This window comes from Streptomyces sp. MAI_2237, from assembly GCF_054189285.1.
Genome location: NZ_JAJPGQ010000003.1, coordinates 275,960 through 300,564, shown reverse-complemented (window position 1 = coordinate 300,564; position 24,605 = coordinate 275,960). Strand labels below are relative to the sequence as shown.

The window sequence follows — 24,605 nt, the reverse complement described above, 5'->3', positions numbered from 1 at the left end:
TCCCCCCGGGCCCGGGGCTCAGTCCTTCACCGGCGTGCGGCCCAGCGCGTCCTCCACGCCCTCCGCCGGGGCCGGTACCGCGACCGCCGTGCTGTCGTCGTCCGTGTTGATCCGCTCGATGACCGCCAGGCGCTCTGGGGTGTCCTCCGGCTTCAGGTAGCCGATGAGGATGTAGAGGACCAGGGAGACGGCCAGCGGGATGGAGACCTGGTACTGCAGCGGCACGCCACCGTCGATGCTCCAGTTGATGGGGTAGTTGACCAGCCAGAAGGCCAGCAGGCCCAGGCCCCAGCTGGTCAGTGCCGCCGTCGGGCCGGAGCGGCGGAAGGGCCGCAGCAGACCCAGCATCATCGGGATGGCGATCGGGCCCATCAGACCGGCGACCCACTTGATGACGACCGTGATGATGTCCTTGAACGTGGGCGAGTTGACCTGGGTCGCCACCGCCATCGACAGGGCGAGGAAGACCACCGTGGTCACCCGGGCCGCGATCAGCCCGGAGCGCTGCCCCCACTCACGGGCCCGCCGGGACAGCACGGGCGCCGCGTCCCGGGTGAAGACGGCCGCGATCGCGTTGGCGTCGGAGGAGCACATGGCCATCGTGTGGGAGAAGAACCCGACGATCACCAGGCCCAACAGGCCGTGCGGCAGCAGCTGTTCGGTCATCAGGCCGTAGGAGTCGGAGCCGTCCGGCTTCTGTGCGTGGACCAGCAGCGGGGACATCCACATGGGGAAGAACAGCACGACCGGCCAGACCAGCCACAGCGCCGCGGACAGCCGGGCCGAGCGCGTGGCCTCGTGCGGGGAGCCCGTCGCCATGTAGCGCTGGGCCTGGTTGAGCATGCCGCCGTTGTACTCGAAGAGCTTGATGAAGAGGAACGCCAGCAGGAAGACGGTGCCGTAGGGGCCGACGAGGGGCTTGCCGTGCCCGTGCAGGGCCGGCTGGTCCCAGGCCTCGAAGAAGCCGATGCCCTTGTCGTTCAGCTTCAGCACGACCGCCACGAACATCGAGACGCCGGCCAGCAACTGGATCACGAACTGGCCCAGTTCGGTCAGCGCGTCCGCCCACAGACCGCCGATCGTGCAGTAGACCGCGGTGATCGCGCCGGTGATGAGGATGCCCTGGTTCAGGGAGATGCCGGTGAAGACGGACAGCAGGGTGGCGATCGCCGCCCACTTCGCGCCCACGTCGACGATCTTCAGCAGCATGCCGGACCAGGCCAGGGCCTGCTGGGTCTTCAGGTCGTAGCGGTTCTTCAGGTACTCCAGCGGCGAGGCCACCTGCAGCCGGGAGCGCAGGCGGTTGATCCGCGGCGCGAACAGCCTGGAGCCGATGGCGATGCCCAGCGCGATCGGGAAGGACCAGGTCACGAAGGACGTCACGCCGTAGGTGTAGGCGATGCCCGCGTACCCCGTGAACAGGACCGCGCTGTAGCCCGACATGTGGTGCGAGATGCCGGACAGCCACCAGGGCATCTTGCCGCCGGCGGTGAAGAAGTCGCTGACGTTGCCCACTTGCTTGTGCGACCAGACGCCGATCGCCACCATCACGCCGAAGTAGCCGATGAGCACGGCCCAGTCGAGACTGTTCATGAGCCCCCTTCCAGGGTCCGCTGCCGGGGACGGGCATGACGAACTCTGAGTGGGGTGGCATGATCACAGCAAGCAAGCGGCGGTTCAAGAGCAGGTAAAATCGTTCCGCTTGATGGTCACTGTTTATGTACATGAACAGCCGGTGTGGCTGGATCTCGATGGTCAGCGCATCAGTTCCCCCGCGTTGACCAGCAGCGACTGCCCGGTGATGGCCCGTGCCCGGTCCGAGGCGAGGAAGACCGCCGCATCGGCCACGTCCGCGTCCGTGGCGAGGTCGGGCAGCGCCATCCGGTCGGTCAGCCGCTTGAGCACCTCGGCCTCCGGCACCCCCTCCGTCTGCGCCGTGAACTGCACGTACGCCTGCACCGGCGGCCCCCACATCCAGCCCGGCAGCACGGTGTTGACCCGTATGCGGTGCGGGCCGAGTTCGCGCGCCAGCGAGTACATCGCGCTCGTCAGCGCCCCCTTCGAGGCCGCGTACGCCGCCTGCCGGACCTGCGTGGGCGCGGCGACGGAGGACTGCGTGCCGATGAACACCACCGAACCGCCCGCCGCTTTCAGCCCCGGCAGACACGCGCGCGTCATCCGCAGCGACCCCAGCAGGTTCACGTCGATCACCGACTGCCAGGTCGCGAAGTCCGCGTCCTCCAGGCCGCCGAAGTAGCCGTCCCACGCCGCCACATGGACCACCGCGTCGATCCGGCCGAAGCGCTCGTGCGCGAGGGCGGCCAGCGCCGCGCACTGCGTCTCGTCGGTGATGTCCGCCGGCCGGTACGCCGTGTGCGCCCCGTCGGGATCGATCTCGGCCGCGCTCTTGGCGAGGTTCGCCTCCGTGCGAGCCCCGAGCACCGCGTTGCCGCCGTCGCGCACCACCGCCGCCGCGACCTGGTGACCGAGCCCGGCGCCGACTCCCGAGACGACGACGGTCTTGCCCGTGAGCAGTGACATCCGAGCCTCCGCGGGTCTGGCCAATTATCTGACGGAGCGTCAGAGTATGGGCGACCGGCGGAGGACGGAAGGGGAGCGACGTGAGCGAGGAAACCAGGAGCGACGTGTACGCCGAGCTGGCCGCCGTAGGGCCCTACGGAGTCCGTCCCGGCCATGCCCTCATCACCATGGTGGAACCGCACCCCGGCCATGAGTACGCGTACAACCGCTGGTACGAGGACGACCACTACTACGCCGGCGCGATGGCCATGCCCTGGATGTTCGCCGGGCGCCGCTGGGTGGCCACCCGCGACCTCCAACTGCTGCGCTATCCGGAGAAGTCGGCGGTGGCCCAGCCGGTCACCGCCGGCTGCTACCTCTCGACGTACTGGGTCACGGACGGCCGCTACGACGACCACATGCGGTGGACCGTGACGATCAACAAGCGGCTCAACCGGGACGCCCGCGTGTACCAGGACCGCACCCACGTCTTCACGGCGTTCCAGGACCACGAGGTCACCGTCTACCGCGACGGGGCCGCCGGACCCCGCGACTTCCACGCCCTCGACCACCCCTACGCCGGCCTGTTGGTGGAGGTGATCGACGCCGAATCGGCCGCGCAGCGGGACGAGTTGCTCGAATGGCTGCGGGCGCGGCACCTGCCCGGGCGGCTCGCCGGGTCGCCGGCGGCCATGGTGACCGTGTTCCGGCCGACTCCGCTGCCGGGCGACCGGATGACGTACGTGAAGCAGGTGGAGGGCGTGGACACCCGGCTGACGCTGCTGTGGTTCCTGGAGGCCGATCCACGCGAGTGCTGGGAGGCGTACTTCACGGGGCTGGACGGGCCGGTGGCCGAGACGGGGCTGGGGAGGGTGGAACTGGTGGCGCCCTTCGTCCCGACGGTCCCCGGGACGGACAAGTACGTCGACCGACTGCGCTAGGTGTAGCCAGGCCCGTCGTCGCTACGGGCGGGGACACAGGCCGAGCCCCCTCGGCAAGGACGGCGAAGCTGGTCGAGAGGGCTCTTGCTGTGCTGCTTGTGAAGTTGTACTCGGGGGAAGGACGGTCCGAAGATCGTGAGTCCCTTCCGCTACGCCTTGATCGACGCGACGAACGTGTTCCACGCCTCGGCCGGGAAGGCCAGCACCGGGCCCTCGGTGACCTTGGAGTCCCGGACGGCCATCGCCGCGACAACCGGTGACTTGATCTCGACGCACGCGCCGTTGCCCGTGGAGTACGAGGACTTGGTCCACGTGTCCGTGGCGCCCTGACGAATTGCCATTTTTGCTCCGGAATGCCAGTCGTTGAGTTGCTGTCACCGCACGACGAGTCCGACTCCGAACCCACAGCGCGGTTTGCGCCAACCTGTGATGCGTGGTGGCGTGATCGACGCTACTCGCCCACCTCGGTGTACGAAGCGACTATTCACTCGACTGGATGGCATATTCCAGGTGGGTCTTCCACTGGAGACCCAAGAAGGTGTACGGTGCGGCGCTTCAGCGGGCGTACTCCTTCGCGATGTCCGCGATGAACTGCCGTGACTGGTCCGGATTGAGGGCCTGCGCCCGCAGATGCTCGTACATCACGCTGTACTTCTGCACGTCGTTCGCCTTCTCCAGGTACAGGTCGCTGGTCACGCCCTCGATGTAGACCACGCTGGAGTCGGCCGCGTCCGGGAACTCGAGGATCGCGTACTGGCCGTTGAGGCCGGGATGCGCCCCCATGTCGAAGGGGATCACCTGCACCGTGACGTGCGGCAGCTGCGACTGCTCGACGAGGTGCTCCAACTGGTCGCGCATCAGCGAGCGGTTGCCCACCACCCGGCGCAGGGCCGCCTCGTCCATCACGGTCCACAGCCGCAGCGGGTTCTCCGGGGCGGTGATTCGTTCCTGCCGCCGCAACCGCACCTGGACGCGCTTGTCGATGTCGGCGGCCGCGGTCTCCGGCAGGGCGCCCGCGATCAGCGTCTCGGCGTACTGCCGGGTCTGCAGCAGCCCCGGCACGACCTGCGGGTCGTAGACGCGCAGGCTCGCCGCGTCCGTCTCCAGCCCGATGTACACGCTGTAGGGGATGTCGCCGAAGGAGTGCCACCAGCCCTGCTGGCGGCTGTCCTTGGCCATCTGCATCAGCGAGTCGACGATCCGGTGGTCCTCGACCTCGTACACCCCGCACAGGTCGCGGACGTCGCGCTGGCTGATGCTGCGCCGGCCGTTCTCCAGCCGGCTGATCTTCGACTGCGACACCAGCAGCCGCTCCGCCACTTCCTCGGCCGTCATGCCCTTGAGCTCACGGAGCCGGCGCAGCTCCTGGCCCAGCCGGCGTCGCCTGACGGTGGGATTGACACTTGACGCCACGGGACGTGCACCTCCGGCTGCGGACCTCTGCTTGCCACTTTGCGTATCTGCTGTTGAGCAGATTGCCACCAAGGTGCTTTCTACCGCTGGGAAACGACGGATATGCGCTGCATACACGCCAGTTCGCGCGGCCCGCACACAAAGCGGCCGCGCGGGACGGCGGAACCGTCGCGCCTTCCGTATCCGAGGACACGGACGACGTACGGTCCCGCCGCCCCGCGCGGGCCTGCGGCTCCCGAACCGGGTCTGGGGACTCTGGTGCGGCGTGTGGTGCTGTGCGGTGCGGGTGGTGCCGGTGTGCGTCGTGGGACCGCGGCTCAGTGGGCCACGACACGCGCCATGGGTCCGCGGCGCGGCTGCATCGGAACGCCGCGAGCGGGTTCCGGTGCGGGCCCGGAGGGTCCGGCGGCCGGGCGGCCGGCCGGGGCCGGGCTGCGGCGGGGCTGGGCGCCCACGCCGTTCTGGACGTCCATCACGGCGTGCGCGACGAGACCGCCCATGGGGTCGTGCCTGATCAGGTCCCGCAGCCGGGACCGGGACGACCGTCCCTCGTTCCCCGGATACAGGTGCTTGCCGAGGCCGACCGCGTGCGCCAGTGCGGCGAGCGCCGCGGTCCGTGGGTCCGGCGGTACGCCGGTACGGATCGCGGAATCCAGCCGGGCCCTGATCTCCCGGCTGATGGCGTTGTCCGTCGCCTGGTAGCGAGTCGTCGGCAGCACTCCGCACATCTGGCCCGCCACGGCATGCACCATGCCGCACCGCTCCAGATGCGAGAGGTAGGTCTGGCGCAGCCCAAGGCGCGGCCCGCCGATCCAGTTCACTGCCCGCACGGGAGCGCCACGCCTTCGCAGCAACTCCAACGCGCAGTCCAACGTTGGATCTCCAGTCGGCCGTGGTGCTACCACGGCGATACGATCCCCGTCTGGGGCTATCCGTCCGGCCAGCGCCAGCTCCACTAGCTGTGCTCCGGCCAGACCGAGGTCGAGCGACTGCGGCTGCGCAGTGGTACCCGTGGCCGGGTCCAACGCCAGCAGCAGAAGCTCCTCCGGAAGTGTTCTGCGGCTCCTGCCCATCCATGCCTCCCCGCGTGGATGAAAGACAGGGTGACCCCTCTCACATTGGTCTGTCGAGAGTGCGTGACCTCTTTGTGAGGGAACCGGTAGGTATGTCGTTCTCGTCTACCGCAGGGGTCAAGCCCGCACACAGGACACTGGTACATGCTTCGGACAGCGCCACAAGCGGTGTCCCGGGCGGCGATTCACGTTCGGTTGACGGTTCGGCAGCCGCGTGCGGGGCATGCGGCGGCACATGGAGGAGGCATCGGTGGCGGGCGAGTCCCCCGACAGGTCGAAGCAGCGCGAGTCGTCGGCAGAACCGACGTCGGGGAGCGCGGGTCCGGTTCCCGAGGCCAGGACGGCCGCCGATGAGGAGCCGGGGACGCGCGGAGGCGTGGACACGGCCACGCGGGTGCTTTCGGTACGTGATCTCCTGACGGAAGCCGAGAAGACGGCGGAGACGGCGGACGAGGAGGCCGAGGCCGCCGAGACGGCCCGGCAGGCGTCCGAGACCGACTCGGAGGTCTCCGAGACCGAGGCCGAGGACTCGGGGGACGAGGCCGAGGAGGCCGTTGAGGGCCCCGGCACGGCCGGAACCGGTGCCGGGCCCTCCGGCACCGCCCGGACCGCCGAGAAGGCCCCGGAGAGCGCCGAGAGCGCCCCCGAGAGCGCGTCCGGGGACGCCGGCGCGGATTCCGTCGCGGAGGCGGCTCCGGGGCGCCAGGGAGGCGAGGACGGCGCGGACGCCGACGACTCCGGCGATCCTGAGGCGTCCGACGGCGGGGCGGGCGGCACCGTCGGCGACGAGCGGCTGCGCGCCGCCGTGGCCGCGTGGGTCCGGTCCGGTGACTCCGACGGCGACGAGAAGGCGGCCGCGAAGGCCGAGGACGGCGGCGACGAGGCCGGGTCGACCGAGGCCGAGACCGAGACGGAGGCGGAGCCCGAGGACGCGGTGGCGGACGCCGAGCCGGAGGACGCGGACGCCGAGCCCGCCGACGCCGAGCCGGAGGACGCCGAGCCCGCCGACGCGGATGTCGAGCCCGAGGACGCCGTCGCCGACAAGAGCGACACCAAGAGCGACGCCAAGGCCGAGGCCAAGGCCGATGCCAAGACCGATGCCAAGACCGACGCCAAGACCCCCGGTGATGACGACGAGGGCTCCGCCCCCGTCGATCAGCCCACCGCGATCTTCAAGCGGCCCAGCCCCCGGGTCGACCAGCCGACCACCATGCTCAAGCTCACCGGCCCGAAGTCGGACCCCAAGTCCGAGCCCAAGTCGGACCCGAAGCCGGACCCGAAGTCGGACCCGAAGCCGGACGCGAAGTCGGGCCCCAAGGCCGAGCCCAAGCCGGACCCCGAGCGCACCAGCAAGTTCGTCGCGCTCAAGCCCCTGGACGACCCGGCGGCGAAGAAGCCGAAGCCCGCGCCCGCGGACGCCACGGCGTCCGTCCCGCAGGTCGGTCCCGAGCGCACCACCCAGCAGCCGCTCCCGCCCAAGCCCCCGCTGGACCTGCTGGCGGAGCTGACCAACACCCCGCCGCCGCCGGAGACCCCGGTCCGCACGCTCGTCCGCCGGGTCAAGATCTGGACGCCCCTGGTCCTGCTGCTGGCCGTCGTCTTCGCGGTCGTGCAGGCGGTCCGCCCGCTGCCGGCCCCCACCCTCGACCTCACCGCCGATGAGAGCTACACCTTCGGCGGCGGCAAGGCCGACATCCCGTGGCCGGCGGACGGCGAAGGCGCCCTCGACGTCCAGGGCATCGGTTCCTTCGGCTCCTCCGGCGCGCAGAAGCCCGTACCGATCGCCAGTGTCGCCAAGGTCATGACCACGTACCTGATCCTGCGCGACCACCCGCTCAAGGGCGACGGCGCGAAGATCAAGGTCGACCAGACGGCGGAGGAGCAGGCGACCGCGGACGGCGAGTCGACGGTTCAGGTGAAGGCCGGTGACACGATCACCCAGCGGGAGGCCCTGGAGGGCGTCCTGATCGCGTCCGCGAACAACGTGGCCCGTCTCCTGGCCCGCTGGGACGCCGGTTCCGAGAAGGCGTTCGCGAGCAAGATGAACGCCGCCGCCAAGGACCTCGGGATGACGAACACGACGTACACCGACCCCTCGGGCCTGCAGAAGACCACCGTCTCCACGGCCGCGGACCAGGTGAAGCTCGCGAAGGCCGCGATGAAGAACCCGAGCTTCCGCGAGATCGCCCGGATGATGGAGTACACCGACTACAAGGGCAGCAAGCACAGCAACTGGAACCGCCTGGTCGGCTACAACGGCGTCATCGGCATCAAGACCGGCACCACCACCGCGGCCGGCGGCAACCTGGTCTTCGCGGCCGTCAAGCAGGTCGGCGGCGAGACCCGCACCATCGTGGGTGCCGTCCTCGGCCAGGGCCCCGGCGGCAGCGACAACACCATCCTCTCCGGCGCCCTCGACGCCGGCGACAAGCTGATCCGGGCCGCGCAGGGCTCCCTGAAGTCGGCGACGATCCTGAAGAAGGGCGACGTCGTCGGCTACGTCGACGACGGCCTCGGCGGCCGTACCCCCGTCGTGATCACCAAGGACGTCTCGGCCGTCGGCTGGGCCGGGCTGAAGGTGAAGCTGTCCTTCGTCACGGACGACCTGCCCCACTCGGCGAAGGCCGGCACGAAGGTCGGCACCCTCACCGTCGGCGACGGCGGCACCAGCGGTGCGGTGCAGGTCCCCGTCCAGCTGCGGAAGGACCTCGCCGAACCCGGCTTCACCGACAAGCTCACCCGCATCGGCTGACCCGGCGGGTGACCCGTGGCGCACCGGCCGCCGTCCCCCCGGGGACGGCGGCCGGCGTGTGCGCGGGGCGGGCCGCGGGGTGGCGGTGCCGGCGCTGCGTGCTAGCGTCACGAAACGGGGCAGGCCGTCGCGCAGGGGACGCGGCCGGGAAAGCCCCGGGGACGTGGCCGCGAACGCGCGGGCAACGGGACGCGTCCTGTGGACAGAGGACCAGAACAGAAGACGGGACACCACGGGGAGTGCCTTCAGGTGGCCACTGCGGAGCCGACACGCGCCGACGACGCCGATCCGGGACGGGGAACCGGCCCGCGAATACGCGTGCCCGTGCCACGTGTCGACGCCCCTGACGGCGACGACCGTACGGACGACACCCGTACGCAGGACGCTCCGTCCCGTGCGACGACCCTCCTGCTCGCCCTGCGCGAGCGGCTGCTGCGGCACCCGGTGCTCTCGATCACCGCGCTCGCCGGCGCCCTCCACATCGCCTGGTTCTTCACGTTCGCGAACAGTGGTGGCGACCTGGCGGCGCAGGACGCGTGGGCCGAGTTCGTCGGCCGGCACCCGGACTCGGCGTACAACCTCGCCTGGTACGGCGGCATGCACCCGGTGTCCTACAGCGTGGTGTCGCCGTACCTGATGTCCGTGCTCGGCGTGCGGACGACGATGATGATCGCGGGGACGGTCTCGGCCGGTCTGCTCACGATGATCCTCATCCGCAGCCGGTCGGTGAAGAACCCCCTGTGGGCCTCGCTGGCGGGTGTCTTCGCGTTCCTGTGCAACGCGGCCTCCGGGCGGGTGACGTTCGGGCTGGGCACGGTGTTCGCGCTGGGCGCGGTCGCCGTCGTGTTCTGCTGGCCGCACAAGTGGCGCTACCGCAGAGGCGCGAAGGCCGCCTGCGCGGCGCCGCTGGCCGCGCTCGCCACGCTGGCCTCGCCGGTGGCCGGGCTGTTCGTGGGGCTGGTGGCCGTCGCCCTGTTCCTGCAGAAGCGCCGGCCCGGCGCCTGGGCGCTGGGTCTCGCGCCGGCCGCCGTGGTGGCCCTGTCGGCGTGGCTGTTCCCGTTCTCCGGCACCCAGCCGATGACGATCGGCTCCGCCAGCCTGCCGTTCGTCTACGCGGTCCTGGTCTTCGTGCTCGTCCCCAGGAAGTGGACGACGGTCCGGCTCACCTCCGCAGTGTACGGCCTGTCCGTGCTCGGCGTGTGGGTCGTCAGCTCCCAGATCGGCTCCAACATCACCCGGCTGGCGATGCTGTTCGCCGGCGTCGCGCTGGTCGCCGCGCTGCCGTTCAAGACCCCTCGCACCCGCGAGTGGTACCTGACGGTGCTGGTCATCGCCGGGTTCACCTTCTGGATCGGGTTCAAGGCGGTCGACGACGTCGTGCGCACCACCCCGACCGCCTCCTGGGCCCGTGAGCTGGCCCCGCTCGTCAACGAGCTCCAGGGGGTCGGCGCCGAGAAGGGCCGCGTCGAGGTGGTCCCCGCCCGCTCCCACCGCGAGGCCTCCGCCCTCGCCCCGTACGTGAACCTGGCCCGCGGCTGGAACCGCCAGGCCGACATGGAGCGCAACCCCCTCTTCTACGACGACACCCTCAACTCGGCGAACTACCACGAATGGCTGCGCCGCTGGGCCGTCCACTTCGTCGTGCTGCCCAAGGGCGAGCCGGACGGCGACGGCGGCGAGCGCGAGCGGGAACTCGTCCAGCGGGGCATGCCGTATCTGCGGCAGATCTGGGGCGACGCCAACTGGCAGCTGTTCCGGGTCACCGACCCCACCCCGCTCGCCGACCCGCCCGCCATCGTGGACCGCGCCGACCAGGGCGAGCTGACCATCGAGGTGAAGAAGCCCGGCCGGGTGCTGATCCGGGTCCCCTACTCCCCGTGGCTCGGCCTGGTCGACGCCAAGGGCAAGGGCGTGAAGCCCCCGCAGGAGACGGACGCCTCCAAGCACCGCGCCGACGGCCTTCCGAAGTCGTACGACAACGTCAACGGCTGTCTGATGCAGACGGAGGAGGACGCCAAGGGCGACAAGTGGACGCTCCTGCTGGCGCCCAAGGCGGGCACCTACCGGCTGGGGGCGCCGTATCAGCTGCCGCGCGGGACTCCGTGCCCCGACGAGCTGAAGTAGCGCCCCGGCGCCGTCACCTCACCGGGAACGCGATGTCGCACACCTCGTCCTCGGGCCCCGCCGCGTCCCAGTCCGCGAAGTAGACCTCCCGGCAGGGCCCCGCCTGCTCCAGCCCTTCCGCGGCGATCCACTGCTCCACCGCCTCGAAGGCCGCCAGGATCTGCGGGTGGGCCACCTGGGCCTTGGTGATGCGCGTGTACGCCAGCCGCTGGGCCGGCTCCACCCGCACCGCGGTCTCCCAGGACCGGCCGTGCTCGCGCGCCCACGCCCGCGCCGCCGTCTCGTCGGCGACCGGCACGCACGCCTCCGCCGGTCCGTCGCTCTCCATCGACACCTCCGCGTGGTAGACGACGTACGGCGCCGCCGTCACACCCCCGCACTCCCGGGCCGCCGTCTCCAGCCGGCCCAGCGACGCGCCGATCCACGCCGGCAACTCGTCGGCCAGCGTGTGCCGGGACTGGGTGATCACCACCCGCGCCGGTACGTCCACCGTCTCGACCACGAACTTCCCGTACATCTCGGAACTCCTCCCGGACAGCCGTCCACGGAGGTACTCGGCGAGCGTCCGCTGCCCGGCCAGCCGGGACTCCACGTCCGCCCAGTACGCGGCCAGCAGTGCGGCGCCCTCGGCGCCGTCCGCCTCGACCACCTCGGCGATCCGGGCCAGCGGCATGTCGAGCTGCCGCAGCAGCGCCACCAGCCGGGCCCGTTCCACCTGGCCCGCCCGGTAGTAGCGGTAGCCGCTGCCCTCGTCCACCTGGGCCGGGGCCAGCAGCCCGAGGCGGTCGTAGAGCCGCAGCGCCTTGGCCGACAGCCGCGCCCGGGCCGCGAACGCGCCGATGGTGAGCAGTTCGTCGTCCACCCGAGCATCCTCCGTCATCGCGCGGAACCGTTCCGCCCGACGACGAGGGATGCTCGTCCTTGCCCCAGGGACAAGGTCAACGGGTCCCTCTAGGCCAGGGTGTTCTCGATCGCCGCGACGACCTCCGCCGCCTCCGGCTCGGTCTGCGGGGAGAAGCGGGCCACGACCTTGCCGTCGCGGCCGATCAGGAACTTCTCGAAGTTCCAGCGGATGTCGCCGTCGTGGCCCTCGGCGTCGGAGAAGGAGACGAGACGGTCGTACAGGGGGTGCCGTCCGTCCCCGTTGACCTCGATCTTCTCCGTCATCGGGAAGGTCACGCCGTACGTCGCCGAGCAGAACTCGGCGATCTCCTCGGAGCTGCCGGGCTCCTGGCCCAGGAACTGGTTGCAGGGCACGCCGAGCACGGTGAAGCCCTGGTCGGCGAAGCGCTCCTGGAGCCGCTCCAGACCGGCGTACTGCGGGGTCAGCCCGCACTTGGAGGCCACGTTCACGATGAGTACGGCCCGCCCCGCGTACTGGGAGAGGCCGGCCGATCCACCTTGGAGGGCGCCGATCTCCACGTCGAGGGGGCCGGCGCCGTTGTTGTCTGCGGTCGTCATGAGCGGATGCTAACTCCGCTGCGTGCCGGACCGGTCCTGCGCCTCCACCAGGACGTCACCGGCGGACGTGCGGGAGTAGAGCACCGAACGGCCCGCCCGGCGCCGCTCCACCAGGCCCGCGTCCAGCAGCACCTTCAGATGCCGGCCGACCGAACCGAGCCCCTGACCCGTCACGGCGGTCAGCTGGCTGGTGCTCATCGGGGCGCCGAGCAGCACGAGGGCCGCGGCACGGGCGGGGCCGAGGAGGGCGGCCAGGCTCGCGGGCGCGGGCCGCGCGGCGGGGTCGGCGAGGGCGCCGGCGCAGGTGTAGACGAGGGCGTACCGCTCGGGCTCCTCCCAGGACACCCAGCCCGCCTTCGGTGTGACCGGCACGAAGACCAGCTCGGCGCCGGAGATGTCGCGCGGCGGATACTCGTGCAGGTTCACCTGGAGCCGGTTCTCGCCGAGCCACCTGCTGCGCCCCGGCCGCAGCGAGTCCAGGACGCTCGCCCACCCGCCCCGGCTGACCTGCGCGGTGCGGGCGACCACATCGGCCTGCAGGATGTGCCGGCGGCGGCTCCAGTACGGCCGTACCGCCTCGGTCCACACATGGGCGAGGAGGTCGGCCGCGCGCTCGGGAAGGTCGTCGCGGCGGAGCTCGTCGGGCAGCGGCCTGCCCTGCAGGGCGACGACGACATCGGCCCGGGCCCGCGCGGGATCGGTCGCCCGGACCCGGGCCACGCCCTCCTCGAGGGACTCCCCGTCCCTCGGGGTGGGCGCCAGGAAGTCGGCGATCCAGCCCCGGCCGAGGCCGGCCCGCACCAGCCGCGCGGTCACCGGGTCGGCCGCCAGCAGCGCCCGGTAGGCCGGGAGATGGGTCCGCAACCAGAGCTGTTCACCCGGGTGCGCGGGTCCGCCCCAGTGCATCAGCTGCAGACAGGCGAAGGTCTCGGCCAGTGGGGAGAGCACGAACCGGCTGCGGGCCAGGGTGTCGGCGTCGATCTGCCACCAGCCCATGCCCACCCGCCCCTCGTCCCTGACGTTTCGCGCCCACGCGAAACAATAACCAGCGCTCCCGGGCTCTTCGCAGACTCCGGGCATGCGCAGTTACCGAGACCTCTTCCGCACCCCGGAGTTCACCCCGTTCTTCCTCTCCTCGGCGGCCCTCACCGTGGCCCAGACGATCGGCGGCCTGGCGCTCGGCACGCTGGTCTACCGGGCCACCGATTCGCCGCTGCTGTCGGCGGTGAGTATGTTCGGGCCGCAGCTGGCGCAGGTCCTGGGCGCGACCTTCCTGCTCTCGGGGGCCGACCGGCTGCCGCCGAGGTCGACCCTGACCGGCATCGGCCTGTCCTTCGCGGCCGGTTCGGCACTGCTGGCGCTGCCCGGACTGCCGGTGTGGGGCGTCTTCGCCGTCGTCCTGCTCCAGGGGCTCGTCGCCTCGCTGGGCGGGGGAGTCCGCTGGGGGCTGCTGAACGAGATCCTCTCCAAGGACGGCTATCTGCTGGGGCGTTCGGTGTTCAACATGCTCTCCGGGCTCATGCAGATCACCGGATACGCGACCGGCGGCGCCCTGCTGGCGGTCCTGTCCCCGCGCGCCTGCCTGCTGCTGGCGGCGGCGCTCTACGCCGGCTCCGCCCTCGCCGTCCGCCTGGGCCTGACCGCCCGGCCGCCGCGCGCTTCGGGCCGCCCGTCCGTGGCGGCGACCTGGCGCACGAACCGCCTGCTGTGGTCGTCCCCGCCCCGCCGCCTCACCTACCTGGGCCTGTGGCTGCCCAACGGCCTGGTCGTCGGCTGCGAATCCCTCTACGTCTCCTACGATCCCCGGGCCGCCGGCGCCCTGTTCGCGGCCGCAGCGCTGGGCATGTTCGCGGGCGACGTGACCGTCGGCCGTCTCGTCCCGGCCGCCCTGCGTCCCCGCCTCGCCACCCCGCTGCTCCTCCTGCTGGCCGCGCCCTACCTGCTGTTCGCGCTGCACCCCGCCCTGCCGTGGTCAGCCCTGCTCGCCGCCCTCGCCTCCGTCGGGTTCGGCGCGAGCCTCGTCCAGCAGGAGCGCCTGATGTCCCTCACCCCGGACGAACTCTCCGGCCACGCGCTGGGGTTGCACTCCTCGGGCATGCTGACCATGCAGGGCGTGGCCGCCGCGCTGGCGGGGTCGGTGGCCCAACTCACCTCCCCCGCCACGGCGATGACGGTCATGGCGGCCGCCTCGGCCGCCGTGACGCTGGTGCTCGCTACTGCTCGGGGGTCGCGGTCCGCGGGTCGGGCAGCGGAGCGGGAGCCGGAGCCGGTGCCGCGGAAGCGGTCGGAACCGGAGCCGTCGTAGCAACCGGAGCCGTCGTGGCAACCGGGGCGGTCGCCGCCACCGGGGCCGTCGCCGCCGCAGGCTCGCCCGTCATCGTCTTCGCGGCCTTGTCGAAGTACCGCAGCAGCTCCACCGGGAACGGCATCACGAGCGTCGAGTTCTTCTCGGCCGCCACCTCCACGACCGTCTGGAGAAGGCGCAGCTGCATGGCCTCGGGGGTGTCGGACATGATGCGGGAGGCGTTGGCGAGCTGCTGGGCGGCCTGGAACTCGCCGTCCGCGGTGATGACCCGGGCCCGGCGCTCCCGCTCCGCCTCGGCCTGCCGGGACATCGACCGCTTGAGGGACTCCGGCAACTGCACGTCCTTGATCTCCACACGGTCGATGTGGACGCCCCAGCCGGCGGCCGGGCTGTCGATCATCAGGGCGAGCCCCTCGTGCAGCCGCTCACGGTCGGACAGCAGGTCGTCGAGGTCGCTCTTGCCGATGATGGAACGCAGCGAGGACTGGGCGACCTGGCCGACGGCGAAGACGTAGTCCTGGACCTCGATCGCGGCCCGCAGCGGATCGGTCACCCGGAAGTAGACGACCGCGTCGACCTTCACCGAGACGTTGTCCTTGGTGATGCCCTCCTGGGTGGGCACCGGCATGGTGACCACCTGCGTGTTCACCTTCCGCATCCGGTCGACGAACGGGATCAGGAACGTCACGCCCGGCTGCCGGTACGACGGCAGGGCCTTCCCCATCCGGAACACGACCCCGCGCTCGATCTGGTTGACCACCCGCATCCCGCTGCGCAGCACGATCAGGGCGGCCAGGGCGACCAGCACGAGCGCGACCACAGTGCCTTCCATGGCACTCCATTCCTCGAAAAGATTCCCCGTAAGGATGGCGACAAGGAAGTAGACACCGGACGGAGTTGGCCGGATGCGCCCGCACGCGTCAGGAGATCGTCAAGAAAACCGCCCCGAGGGGAGCCGCCGCCCGCCGAGGGTCGTCGTCGTGGGCGCCGGCTTCGGCGGCATCGCCGTCGCCGCCGAACTCCTGCGGCACGGACTCGACGACGTGACCCTGCTGGAGGCCGCCGCGGAACCGGGCGGCACCTGGTTCCACAACCGCTACCCGGGCGCCCCGCCTGCGACGTGCCGAGCCACCTGTACTCGTACTCCTTCGCCCAATGCGCCTCCTGGCACCACCTGTTCTCCCGCCGGGACGAGATCCTGCGGTACGTGCGGGAGACCGCGGACGCGCTCGGCATCACCCCGCGGATCGTGACTGGTCCGCCGCCAGGGGGCCGTGGCCCTGGACGTGCGGCCCGAGGTGGAGGAGGCCGGGCTCGCCGCCCTGCGGGCGCGGTTCGAGGGCACGGCATGGCAGTCCTGCTCCTCCTGGTACCGCACGCCCGACGGCCGCAACGTCGCCAACTGGCCCGGCTACATGCGGGAGTACGCCGAGAGCACCCGCCGCCTGAGGCCCGCCGAGTTCCGGTTCGTCCCGCCGCCGGGCCGTTGAGCCGGCTGGGGTGCCTACAGCGGCGGTTCGTCCGCCAGCCGCAGCAGCCACGGGGCCGCCGCGGCCCCGCCGGCCAGCTCCGTGCCGTCCGCCGCGCCCGGGAAGAGCCGGCCCCAGGAGCAGGCCCGCCCGATCGCGCCCAGCCGCCAGGCCGGGCCCAGGGCGCGGCGGAGATCCGCCGGGCGGTGGCCGTCGGCCGTCCAGGGTTCGAGGTAGGCGTCCCGCAGGCGGGGCAGTACGCCGGGGCCGTGGCGGTCCACCGCACAGCGGGCGGGGACCAGGAAGCTGCAGAAGGGGTGCGTCACCAGGCCGTCGCCCCAGTCGAAGAAGGTGAAACGGCCCCGCTCCGGCGCGTGGAACACCTGCCCCTCGTGCAGGTCCGAGTGGTCGACACAGTCCCCCACACCGGCCTCCGCCAGCTCGGCGCACCACCGTTCCACCCGCGGCCGCAGCCCGCCCAGCACCGCCCGCTCCTGACCGGTCAGCGCCGCGTTGTCCTCGACGAGCCGGTCGAACAGAGTGGTCAGCTCGGCGGTAGGGGCCCGGGGCACGCCGAGTGCCTCGATCGCTCCCGCGCGCGGGACCAGGGCCCGCTGCAGCTCCGCGTACTGGCCCAGCATCTCCTCCCACGCCCGCGGGCCGGCCTCCCCGGCGTCCAGGGTGTCGGCGAACCGCCGCCCCCCGTCGGGCAGCAGCGACCAGCCGCGCGCCGCGTCCACCGCGACCGGCGTCAGCACCCGCCGCGGCACCCATCCCGCCAGGGCCTCGCCCAGTGCCGCCTCGAAGCGGCTGCCGGGCGGATTGGCCTTGAACCACACCGCCCCGCCGGTACCGTCACCGGCGACGGCCAGCCGCACCAGCACCGACCAGGGCCGGATCCGGACCTGCCGAGGTCCGGTCTCCCGCAGCCCCCGCGCGCCGAGCACCTCGCTCACCCACCCCAGGGCGGCCCCGCGCCACACCTCGTCGTCCCAGGGCGTCACCGTCGTCGCGAAACGCCCCCGGTCCACGACGGGCGAGCCCTCCACCGTCACGTCGTCGCTCATCACGCCATCCCACCACCGCGACGGCGGACACCTCACCTGGATTTACGGCGTCGCGATGTCCGGCACCGGACCGTCCGGGGTGTCGTCCGCGCACCACGGCCAGTCGGCCGCCCGGCCCGCCTCCACGAGCGGGATCAGCCGGAACGCGGCGTCGCTCAGGCCGCCGAAGGTGTGCCGGTGCGGGCCGGACGCGGCATGGGCCATCGCATAGCCGGCCAGGTTCCAGGTGTAGACGGGCACACCCACCGGGACCGCGCGGAACGGGTCGGCCCAGGGCGTCCGTTCCGTCTGCTCGTCGGTCACCACGACCACCCGGTCGTGCCGGTCGTAGTGCCGGGTGACGGCCGCCGCCGTGTTGGTGCCGCCGAGGTCGTGGAAGCGGTCCAGGACACGCAGCACCTTCTCGCCCGGCGCCACCTCGACACGACGGCTGTCGGTGCCGAACTCGACCAGCTCGGCCCGCTCCGCCCGCATCGCCAGCGCCGTACCGAAGACGGCCGCGGAGTCGGCACGGTTGAGCTGCGTCCGCTCGCTGGGCCGATCGAACATCGACCCCGAGCGGTCCACCAGCACCAGCGTGCGGCCGGGCAGCGCGGGGACGTTGGCGAGGGAGTGCCCGAGGGCCGCCTCCAGGGCGTCCTCCCAGCGCCGCGAGGGCGCGGCACGGTGGGCGGCCAGATAGCGGAACGGGAACTGGCGGGAGCGCCGCACCTCGGCCGGGTCGGCGATCCGCCGGGCCACCTCGGCGGCCACCCGGTCGCTCACGCCCGCGAGGTCGAAGTTGCGCAGGTTGCGGACGAGCGCCATCGGTCCCATCGAGGGGATCACGGCCTCCCACACCGCCGCGTCCAACGGCCCCTGCAACCAGCCCGCCACCGACTCCCAGGTCATCCCCGCCGCCGCCAGCCGCTCGGCCCCGCCCTCCCCGGTGACCAGCGCATACCGCTCCTCGGCCGGTACGGCGAGCAGCGCCCGGTGCGCGGCGAGCAGCTCCTCGCCGGGCGGCGGCACGGCATGGTCGCCCCGGTGCCGCCGGTCGATGGCGTACCGGAACAGCCCGCCCTGCCAAGGGCGTTCGGGATGCGGCGCGGGGTGGGTCAGCTCGACGACGTCACCGAAGCGGTAACCCCGCGACCCGGTGTCGTACTTGAGCAGCGACCGCCCCGTGTAGAGGCGCCGCACGGCGTCGGCGACACCCCGCTTCACGGGCTGCGGCAGCCTCCGCCCGTACCGGCCGGTCCAGTAGGCGAGCAACTCGCCCGGCTCGTCCGCCCGTTGGAGTACGGCGTCCACGGCCTGCCGGGAGAAGCCGCTCATCCCCGCCTCCCGCCTGGCCCGCACGAACTCGGCAGCGCCCACCAGGGAAGCGGTCCGCATGTGCGCCTCGGTGCGCAGCCAGCGCAGCAGGCCGAGGGTCCACTCGGGGTCGCTGACCGCGAGCGTGCGCACCAGCTGTTCATAGCGCTCGTCACGCGCGCCGGCGTCCTCGTAGAAGGTGCGGTGGCCGACCATGTCGGCGACGGCCAGCAGGAAGAGCTCGGCCTTCGGCGTACGGGCGTATCCCGCGCCGCCCTGGTGGGTGCGGCCGTACGACGGAGAAACACTCAGGGGGCGTGCGGCCCCCAACGGGCCGGACGCCGGCAGCAGCCACCGTCCGTGGGTGGAGAGCGACGACGTCGCTCCGCCTGCGGTCAAACCCGGTATCTCCGCCTGGATCTCGTTCCTGGCCTCGGACTTGGCACGCTGACGGTTGAAATGGGTCATGCAGAAGGTCCCCCTGGACGCACCTTGGAAAAAGGTGGCGCCTTCCGAGATCGGAACGGGCACCGGTGTGGTCTTTGACAGGAAGTAACCGGGGCACAGCGCATCGGAAGGCGTCGGAACGGGACGCTACCGGGCGTGCTGCGAGAACGCATTCGAATTATTCGGCGGGTTCTTCGGCGGGTTCTTCGGAGGGGCGGAGGCTTCCGCCAGGAACGGGGTTACCGCGGCCGGCTTCGGCCCCCGTGCCGGTCAGCGGGCCCGCACCGCCCGCTGCAGCGACTCCGCCGCGAGCCGCGTGGCCGCATGACGGGTCGCCGAGCCGAGCAGCTCCGTACGGATGGGGCCGCCGGCCGCGAGATGCCGGTCGTAGGGCAGGTGCACGACGCTGACGCCGGTCTCCCGCAGATGCGCCGTGGCCGTCTTCAGATCGAGGTTCGGGTCGGGGGTGGCCGAGATGAGCGCGACGACCGTGGACGCCAGCGCGGAGTGCGGCAGACGGGCCAGCCAGTCCAGCACCACCCGGGTGCCGCCGACGCCCTCGGCGGTCAGCGGCGCGACGACCACCCGGGCGTGCGCGGTGTCCATGGCCGTACGGGCCACCTCGCCCGGCAGCGTCTCGCAGTCCACGACCGTCACGCCGAAGTACCGGCGCAGCGCGAGGGTCGCCTTGCGGTACGTCCGGATGTCCAGCGGCGCACCGACCCGCCCCTGACTCGCGGGCAGCAGCCAGCCCCCGCCGGAGACGGGCACCAAGTAGCCGATCACATCGGTCAGTTGCATGGACGGCTTGAGGATCTGGGCCAGATCGCCCACGGACCAGCGCACCGACTCCGCCCCCAGCCGCACGGGCAGCGTCCCGAGCGCGGCGTCCGCCTCCAGCGCGAGCACCGGGTCGTGCCGGTAGTGGTTGAAGGCACGGGCGAGCAGCGCGGCGGTCGTCGTCTTGCCCACGCCACCCCGGATCGACGTCACGGCGATGACCCGCCCGGTGGCGACGGGCTGCTGCAACTCCCGCCCCACACGCGTCTCTTCGACGACGTCCTGCGCGGCGGAGGAGGTCAGCCGACGAAGGGACTGCGCGGTACGCCGGGTCACGGAGTCCCCGTGCGCGGGCTTGCCGAGGGCGAGCGCGAGCCGCGGGTCGAGGGTGGGAACGGACTCGGGAGTGGGCCGGGCGAGCGCGGGAGCGGAGGCGCGGGGGCGGGGCGCCGGAGCCGGCGGGGCCGACGCGGGGGGTGGGGGCTGGACCACGAGGGGCGGGGCCGGGGGTATGGGCGGCGCGGCCTGGGCCACTGCGGGGGCAGGCGTTGGTGCGGGCGCGGGAGCAGGCGGGACCTGCGACGCCTGTACGCCGTGCCCCGGTACGGGATGCGGATCGAAGTCGGTGAGACGCCCGGGAACCGCCACCCGGGACTGCTGCTGCCCCTGCCCCTGCCCCTGCCCCTGCCCTTGCCCGTGTTCCTCTCCCTGCGGCTCCGCCTGCTGGGGCTGCTCTCGCCGCTCCGGCGGTACGTCGTCGGAGGCGGCCGCGGCGGCGATGCGCGCGGAGAGGGACCAGCCCGGGTTGGGCCGCTGCTCGTCGGGGTGCCGTACCGGAAGGGGAGCCTTGTCGCCGGGGGCGTCGCTGTCCACGGCCGCGCGAGAGTCGACCGAGGCCTCCGGCACGGTGGCCGGCGCCACCGTGTCACCGTCCTGCATGTCCCGCAGCACCTCGTCGTTCTCGCCGTCACCGCTGCCCTGAGCCCGGTTCATCCCCGCCGCCTCATGCTTGCCCACGTTCACGTTCACGCTGACGCTCACGCGAAGGTTCCGAGCAGTCGCCCGTACACCCCGAAGACGCCGATCAGCAGCGGCAGCAGCGCGATGACCCCGACCGACTCGAGCACATCCGCGCACCGCCGCATCCGCGTCCGCATCCGCTCGGCCGGCCGCACCACGAGCACGCCCAGGCTGCCGACGGCCGCGGCGACCAACGCGGCGACCGCTCCGACCGCACCACCCCGGTCCGCCCACACCCAGGCGAGCCGGACGGCGACGACACCGCCCGCCGCGAACACAGCCACGACGGCCGGCACCAGGGGACAGGCCCGTGCTCGCATGCCGAGGACCAGAGCGACGGCCAGGGCGAGCGTCACCGTCCACCCGTTCACCGTACGCAGCACGAGCACCCCGCCCACGGCGGCGGACCCGGCCGTCACGTACGTGGCGAGGGCGAGGTCCCGGTGGGTGGCGGCAAGCGCGGTGGACACCTGGTACCGGCTCACCGACGACTCACCGGACCGCCGGTCGTCGAGCCCGGAGAGCCCGGAAGCCGTCAGAGCGAACCGGGACAACAGGCCGAGAGCGACCACGGACAGCACGCCGAGCAGAGCACCGGCCCGCTCCACCGGAGCGACCGCGACCGCGGCCTCCCAGCACACCACCCCACCCACGAGGGCAACGGCCCCGACAAATCCGCTCCGTCCGAGCGGGGAACACCACCCGAGGAGCGCCAAGACGATGGCCACGACCCCGGCGACCCCCGCGAACCGCACGGCATCGGACCACCCTTGGGCATCCGCGAGACTCCACACCCCGAACACCGCCAGGGCGCCGCCGGCGACGGCGAGGACCGCGCTCACCCCGCGCCCGTCGCCGACCCGCGCGAACAGCGCCCCGGCAAGGGCGGCAAGCAGGGCGACCACCAGGAGCACCGCGCCGACCTCGGCCGCGTCGAACTCCCGCAGAGCGAGCAGTGCGGCGCCGGACGCCCACGCCACCACCGCGCAACCGGCGACGGCACGCCCCGCCGTCGGGCCCCAGCGCCGGCCCGGCAGGTCCAGATCCGCGGCGGCCCCGTCGGCCACGCCGCGCACGAGCCGCAGCACGGCCCCGTCGACCACACCGGCGGACTCCAAGGTGGCGTCGGGACCGAGCACACTGCCGTCCGCGGCCACCAGATACCGCGTTTGCGGTCGCGCACTCGCCGGGGGATCGAGCAGCCGCAGCACCTCGGGAAGCAGCCGCGCGACCGGCTCCTGCGAGGGCAACACAAGCTCGACGCGCCGCCGTTCACCGACCAGGGTGACCCGACTCAAGGCGAGCCCCGTACGGCTCGAAGCCCCCGTAGATATCACGCGCTCGAACTTATCACCGGCAGGAAGAGGGCCTGCCGCTCCGCACACCGACCGTCCCCACATCCCGCACACAACACGGCGACGATCCCCACACCCGCAAACGCGGGTGTTTCTCCGAAAGGCTCACCCGCATACACATGGCCCCGGACCATCCCGGTCCGGGGCCATGTGCCGTGCTGTTCCGGCGAGTTCGCGCCGAGTGGCAACGCGCCCGCCACTCACCTCAGATCCGGCCACCGGTCAGACGGGTGATCGGACCGTGCGTGCGACGCCCCGAGCGCCGGCCCACGAGATACGACGTGGCACTCAACGCGGAGAGGCCCGCACCCACACCGGCGGCGAGGACCTTCCGATGGGCGATCACCGTCCACGCCGTCTTGGCGAAGGCCGCGGCCTGCCCCGAAGCGGCGACGACGGCCTGACGGCCGGCCTGGACCCGCTCGGCCGCGCTCTGCACGACCGCAGAGCCTGCCCCGGCCGTACGCTCGGCCGCGTCCACCGCCTTTGACTGCACGTCACCCGACTTCTCGGCCGCCTTGTCCGCAGCCTGCGACGCGGGAGCAGTCGCCTTCGCCGTGGCCCGCCGGGCCTTGGTCGCAGCGCTGCGTTTGGATGCTGAATCTTGACTCGTGCCGCTGTTCGATTGACTCATGAACTCCGCGTTGCCGCTCGAGCCGACGCCAAACACCCTCCACCCGAAGACCACCCTCCCGCCCGCCTCTCCCGCAGCCCAACGCCCCTTCGAGGGCGGCCCCTTCCTATGTCATGGTGTTCGACGCCCAACTCCTCCTCTTGGACGGGAGCCTCGCTGTAGGCGACGTCGAAGGGAATGCCGACTCCCCGTGAAGCCCGAGCGTTGACCGGTTCACCTTACGGAGAGGCGACTACTGGGACGGGGCGTCGACGAAACCTCTGAGCATGTCCAGGGCCAGCCGATCCGTCGTGGCGCTCTGGCCGGACAGGCGATGGACGACGATCCAGCCCTGTGGCACGGCGCCGGCGAAGACCGAGGCGCTGCCCGTTGCGCCGTTGTGCCACACCAGGGGCCCCGCTTGCTGCCAGGCCGGGGCCGGCTCGCCGAGCCTGCGCTCGACGAGCAGGTCGGTGACCAGGCGGGCGGTGGCTTCGGGGGTGGCCCACAGGCCGCCGGCGGGCAGGATCGCGCCGGACATGGTCCAGGGACGCTCCGGTCGCCCGAAGAGCCCCCGGCGGCACAGCCGTCTGCCGGGCGGTGGATCAGCGGCGACGTCGGTTACTCCGAGCGGGTCGAGGACATGCTGGTGCAAAAGTTCCTCGTACGGGGTGCGGGCGGCCGCGACCAGGGCAGCGCCCAGCAGGGCGTATCCGAGGTTGGAGTACTCCTCGTTGGTGCCCGCGGGAGCCGTGACCAGGCTGTCCAGGTGCCGTACGACCGTGTCCAGGGCCTGGGCGTCGAAGGTCGCGTAGGGGTCGCGACCGCTGATTCCGGGGGGCAGCCGTGGCAGGCCCGATGTGTGCTCGGCGAGGTGGCGCAGAGTGATGCCGGTGCCCTCGGGCGCGGGCAGGAACGACTCCAAAGGGTCGTCGAGGCCAAGATCACCGCGGCCGGCCAAAGCGGTCAGGACGGTCGCGGTGAGTGTTTTGGTCAGGGACCCGATCTGCACGAACAGGTCCAGGCTGTGGCCGTTGCGTACCTGGGGCGGTTCGAAGCTGCTGAGTACGCAGGTGGGAACTCGGATCATGCCGTTCTTCCGTCGTGCGTCAACGTGGCCCGCATCCGTGGCCTGGCATGGCGTTGCGGACCGGCGATGGTCGTGGGTGCGTCAGGGCTGACGGCTGCCGAGAGATCGATGCGCCGTGGCTTGTCCTTCCGTGGTGGGCCCCGATGGAACGGTCAGGCGCGTGCGAGCCAGAGTTCGAGCACGGCTTCCCGCTCACGTGATCGGAGGATCTTGGCCGGCCGGGTCCGTTCCCACCACTCGGCCATGACGGCCGGCGTGGCGGTGCCCCGGGTGAAGTGACTGATCAACCGGCAGGAGAGAGCGGCTTCGCGCGGGGAGTAGGCGACGGCGGCGCTGGAGTAGACCGGCGTCCGGTAGGTGCCGTCGGAGGCGACGACGGAGACGGTCATCTCGGTGGGGCTGCTCGGCACCCAGGCGTCCAGAGCCGCTGCGACGAAGCTCGCGGCGTGGGTCGCCCACTGTTGTGGAGCGGAGCGGACCGGGACGTCGGTGATCTCCAGCCCCACGAGGTCGGCCCAAGCCCACTGCCGCTGGTGCGGACCGGTGACTTGAGGCCCCTCCGCCGTCAACACCACGTTGGGGGCCGGTGCCGCCGCCGGGGCTCCCACGTAGACGCCGTCAGCCGAGACCCAGAACAGCCCCACGGTGGCACCGTCCTCGGCGGGGTGGAGGGGCGGTATCTCGTCCATGTCCTGTCGGTCTCCTTGGTCGACCCATTGCACCTGGGAGCCTGCCCGACGCCGGACGCCGATGCGCCGTTTCCAGCCAAAGGCGCAGGTAAGGCGCTGAGGGTCCAACGGCCCTGTTGATGCCAGAGTTGGATGTCAGCGAAACGGCTCCGATGCCGGGCAGACCTCCAACGGATCGCCTGTCAGCCCG

At 72.0% G+C, this 24,605-nt stretch carries 23 protein-coding genes; 6 read left to right on the top strand and 17 right to left on the bottom strand.

Translation table 11 applies throughout. From position 1 onward, the window contains the following. Positions 1 to 18 precede the first annotated feature (18 nt). Complete coding sequence (locus tag LN251_RS11565; protein ID WP_458244354.1) at positions 19 to 1,593, bottom strand: sodium:solute symporter family protein; 1,575 nt, start codon at positions 1,591 to 1,593, stop codon at positions 19 to 21. Between the two features lie 162 nt (positions 1,594 to 1,755). Then, complete coding sequence (locus LN251_RS11560; RefSeq protein WP_458244353.1) at positions 1,756 to 2,541, bottom strand: SDR family oxidoreductase; 786 nt, start codon at positions 2,539 to 2,541, stop codon at positions 1,756 to 1,758. Positions 2,542 to 2,621: 80 nt separating this feature from the next. On the opposite strand from LN251_RS11560, the gene LN251_RS11555 reads away from it, so the two are divergent. Continuing rightward, positions 2,622 to 3,461, top strand: coding sequence for a hypothetical protein (locus LN251_RS11555; protein ID WP_458244352.1), 840 nt, complete (start codon positions 2,622 to 2,624; stop codon positions 3,459 to 3,461). 149 nt (positions 3,462 to 3,610) lie between these two features. Here LN251_RS11555 and LN251_RS11550 read toward each other — a convergent pair whose 3' ends face one another. The 3 genes from LN251_RS11550 to LN251_RS11540 form a co-directional block, all read right to left on the bottom strand. Beyond that, positions 3,611 to 3,802, bottom strand: a complete 192-nt coding sequence (locus LN251_RS11550; RefSeq protein ID WP_058924760.1) for a DUF397 domain-containing protein — start codon at positions 3,800 to 3,802, stop codon at positions 3,611 to 3,613. 214 nt (positions 3,803 to 4,016) lie between these two features. Then, positions 4,017 to 4,874 (bottom strand): helix-turn-helix domain-containing protein, encoded by an 858-nt coding sequence (locus LN251_RS11545; protein WP_058924761.1) that lies wholly within the window; start codon positions 4,872 to 4,874, stop codon positions 4,017 to 4,019. A gap of 317 nt (positions 4,875 to 5,191) precedes the next feature. Next, positions 5,192 to 5,947 (bottom strand): GOLPH3/VPS74 family protein, encoded by a 756-nt coding sequence (locus tag LN251_RS11540; RefSeq protein WP_058924762.1) that lies wholly within the window; start codon positions 5,945 to 5,947, stop codon positions 5,192 to 5,194. Positions 5,948 to 6,182: 235 nt separating this feature from the next. Here LN251_RS11540 and LN251_RS11535 point away from each other — a divergent pair, with 235 nt between their 5' ends. Both LN251_RS11535 and LN251_RS11530 read left to right on the top strand, forming a co-directional pair. Then, positions 6,183 to 8,699 carry a D-alanyl-D-alanine carboxypeptidase gene (locus LN251_RS11535; protein WP_458244351.1) on the top strand — a complete coding sequence of 839 codons (2,517 nt, stop codon included), beginning with the start codon at positions 6,183 to 6,185 and terminating at the stop codon, positions 8,697 to 8,699. A gap of 249 nt (positions 8,700 to 8,948) precedes the next feature. Then, positions 8,949 to 10,823 carry an MFS transporter gene (locus LN251_RS11530; protein WP_458244350.1) on the top strand — a complete coding sequence of 625 codons (1,875 nt, stop codon included), beginning with the start codon at positions 8,949 to 8,951 and terminating at the stop codon, positions 10,821 to 10,823. 13 nt (positions 10,824 to 10,836) lie between these two features. Here the strand turns inward: LN251_RS11530 and LN251_RS11525 are convergent, their stop codons facing one another. The 3 genes from LN251_RS11525 to LN251_RS11515 form a co-directional block, all read right to left on the bottom strand. Continuing rightward, on the bottom strand, positions 10,837 to 11,703 hold the full coding sequence (locus LN251_RS11525; RefSeq protein WP_058924765.1) for a MerR family transcriptional regulator: 867 nt from the start codon (positions 11,701 to 11,703) through the stop codon (positions 10,837 to 10,839). Positions 11,704 to 11,774: 71 nt separating this feature from the next. After that, a complete protein-coding gene (locus LN251_RS11520) occupies positions 11,775 to 12,284 on the bottom strand; it encodes a glutathione peroxidase (RefSeq protein ID WP_458244349.1) in 510 nt (169 codons plus the stop codon). Positions 12,285 to 12,293: 9 nt separating this feature from the next. Next, positions 12,294 to 13,280, bottom strand: coding sequence for an ArsR/SmtB family transcription factor (locus tag LN251_RS11515; RefSeq protein ID WP_458244348.1), 987 nt, complete (start codon positions 13,278 to 13,280; stop codon positions 12,294 to 12,296). Positions 13,281 to 13,362: 82 nt separating this feature from the next. Between LN251_RS11515 and LN251_RS11510 the strand changes: the two genes are divergently transcribed. Beyond that, the gene (locus tag LN251_RS11510; RefSeq protein ID WP_458244347.1) at positions 13,363 to 14,589 is read left to right on the top strand and encodes an MFS transporter; all 1,227 of its coding nucleotides are present in this window, start codon (positions 13,363 to 13,365) and stop codon (positions 14,587 to 14,589) included. Here LN251_RS11510 and LN251_RS11505 read toward each other — a convergent pair. Both LN251_RS11505 and LN251_RS11500 read right to left on the bottom strand, forming a co-directional pair. Continuing rightward, positions 14,498 to 15,421 carry a slipin family protein gene (locus LN251_RS11505; RefSeq protein WP_458244346.1) on the bottom strand — a complete coding sequence of 308 codons (924 nt, stop codon included), beginning with the start codon at positions 15,419 to 15,421 and terminating at the stop codon, positions 14,498 to 14,500. The two genes, LN251_RS11510 and LN251_RS11505, sit on opposite strands and share 92 nt — an antisense overlap. Positions 15,422 to 15,509: 88 nt before the next feature. Beyond that, on the bottom strand, positions 15,510 to 15,680 hold the full coding sequence (locus LN251_RS11500; protein ID WP_458246812.1) for a hypothetical protein: 171 nt from the start codon (positions 15,678 to 15,680) through the stop codon (positions 15,510 to 15,512). On the opposite strand from LN251_RS11500, the gene LN251_RS11495 reads away from it, so the two are divergent. Together LN251_RS11495 and LN251_RS11490 are read left to right on the top strand one after the other, a co-directional pair. Next, the gene (locus LN251_RS11495; protein WP_458246703.1) at positions 15,612 to 15,842 is read left to right on the top strand and encodes a hypothetical protein; all 231 of its coding nucleotides are present in this window, start codon (positions 15,612 to 15,614) and stop codon (positions 15,840 to 15,842) included. The genes LN251_RS11500 and LN251_RS11495 overlap by 69 nt on opposite strands. 21 nt (positions 15,843 to 15,863) lie before the next feature. After that, the gene (locus LN251_RS11490; protein WP_458244345.1) at positions 15,864 to 16,079 is read left to right on the top strand and encodes a hypothetical protein; all 216 of its coding nucleotides are present in this window, start codon (positions 15,864 to 15,866) and stop codon (positions 16,077 to 16,079) included. Between the two features lie 14 nt (positions 16,080 to 16,093). Here the strand turns inward: LN251_RS11490 and LN251_RS11485 are convergent, their stop codons facing one another. From LN251_RS11485 to LN251_RS11455, 7 genes are all read right to left on the bottom strand, one after another. Continuing rightward, positions 16,094 to 17,125 (bottom strand): aminoglycoside phosphotransferase family protein, encoded by a 1,032-nt coding sequence (locus LN251_RS11485; RefSeq protein ID WP_458244344.1) that lies wholly within the window; start codon positions 17,123 to 17,125, stop codon positions 16,094 to 16,096. A 42-nt stretch (positions 17,126 to 17,167) separates the two neighbouring features. Continuing rightward, positions 17,168 to 18,889: a TROVE domain-containing protein gene (locus LN251_RS11480; RefSeq protein WP_458244343.1), complete on the bottom strand. Its 1,722-nt coding sequence runs from the start codon at positions 18,887 to 18,889 to the stop codon at positions 17,168 to 17,170. Positions 18,890 to 19,138: 249 nt separating this feature from the next. Further along, positions 19,139 to 20,689, bottom strand: coding sequence for a nucleotide-binding protein (locus LN251_RS11475; RefSeq protein WP_458244342.1), 1,551 nt, complete (start codon positions 20,687 to 20,689; stop codon positions 19,139 to 19,141). Next, complete coding sequence (locus LN251_RS11470) at positions 20,686 to 22,005, bottom strand: EsaB/YukD family protein (protein WP_458244341.1); 1,320 nt, start codon at positions 22,003 to 22,005, stop codon at positions 20,686 to 20,688. The genes LN251_RS11475 and LN251_RS11470 overlap by 4 nt, the downstream gene beginning before the upstream one ends. A gap of 223 nt (positions 22,006 to 22,228) precedes the next feature. Beyond that, positions 22,229 to 22,693, bottom strand: coding sequence for a hypothetical protein (locus tag LN251_RS11465; RefSeq protein ID WP_458244340.1), 465 nt, complete (start codon positions 22,691 to 22,693; stop codon positions 22,229 to 22,231). Between the two features lie 196 nt (positions 22,694 to 22,889). After that, the gene (locus tag LN251_RS11460) at positions 22,890 to 23,726 is read right to left on the bottom strand and encodes a serine hydrolase domain-containing protein (protein WP_458244339.1); all 837 of its coding nucleotides are present in this window, start codon (positions 23,724 to 23,726) and stop codon (positions 22,890 to 22,892) included. 152 nt (positions 23,727 to 23,878) lie between these two features. Then, a complete protein-coding gene (locus LN251_RS11455) occupies positions 23,879 to 24,415 on the bottom strand; it encodes a hypothetical protein (RefSeq protein WP_458244338.1) in 537 nt (178 codons plus the stop codon). Between the last annotated feature and the right edge of the window lie 190 nt (positions 24,416 to 24,605).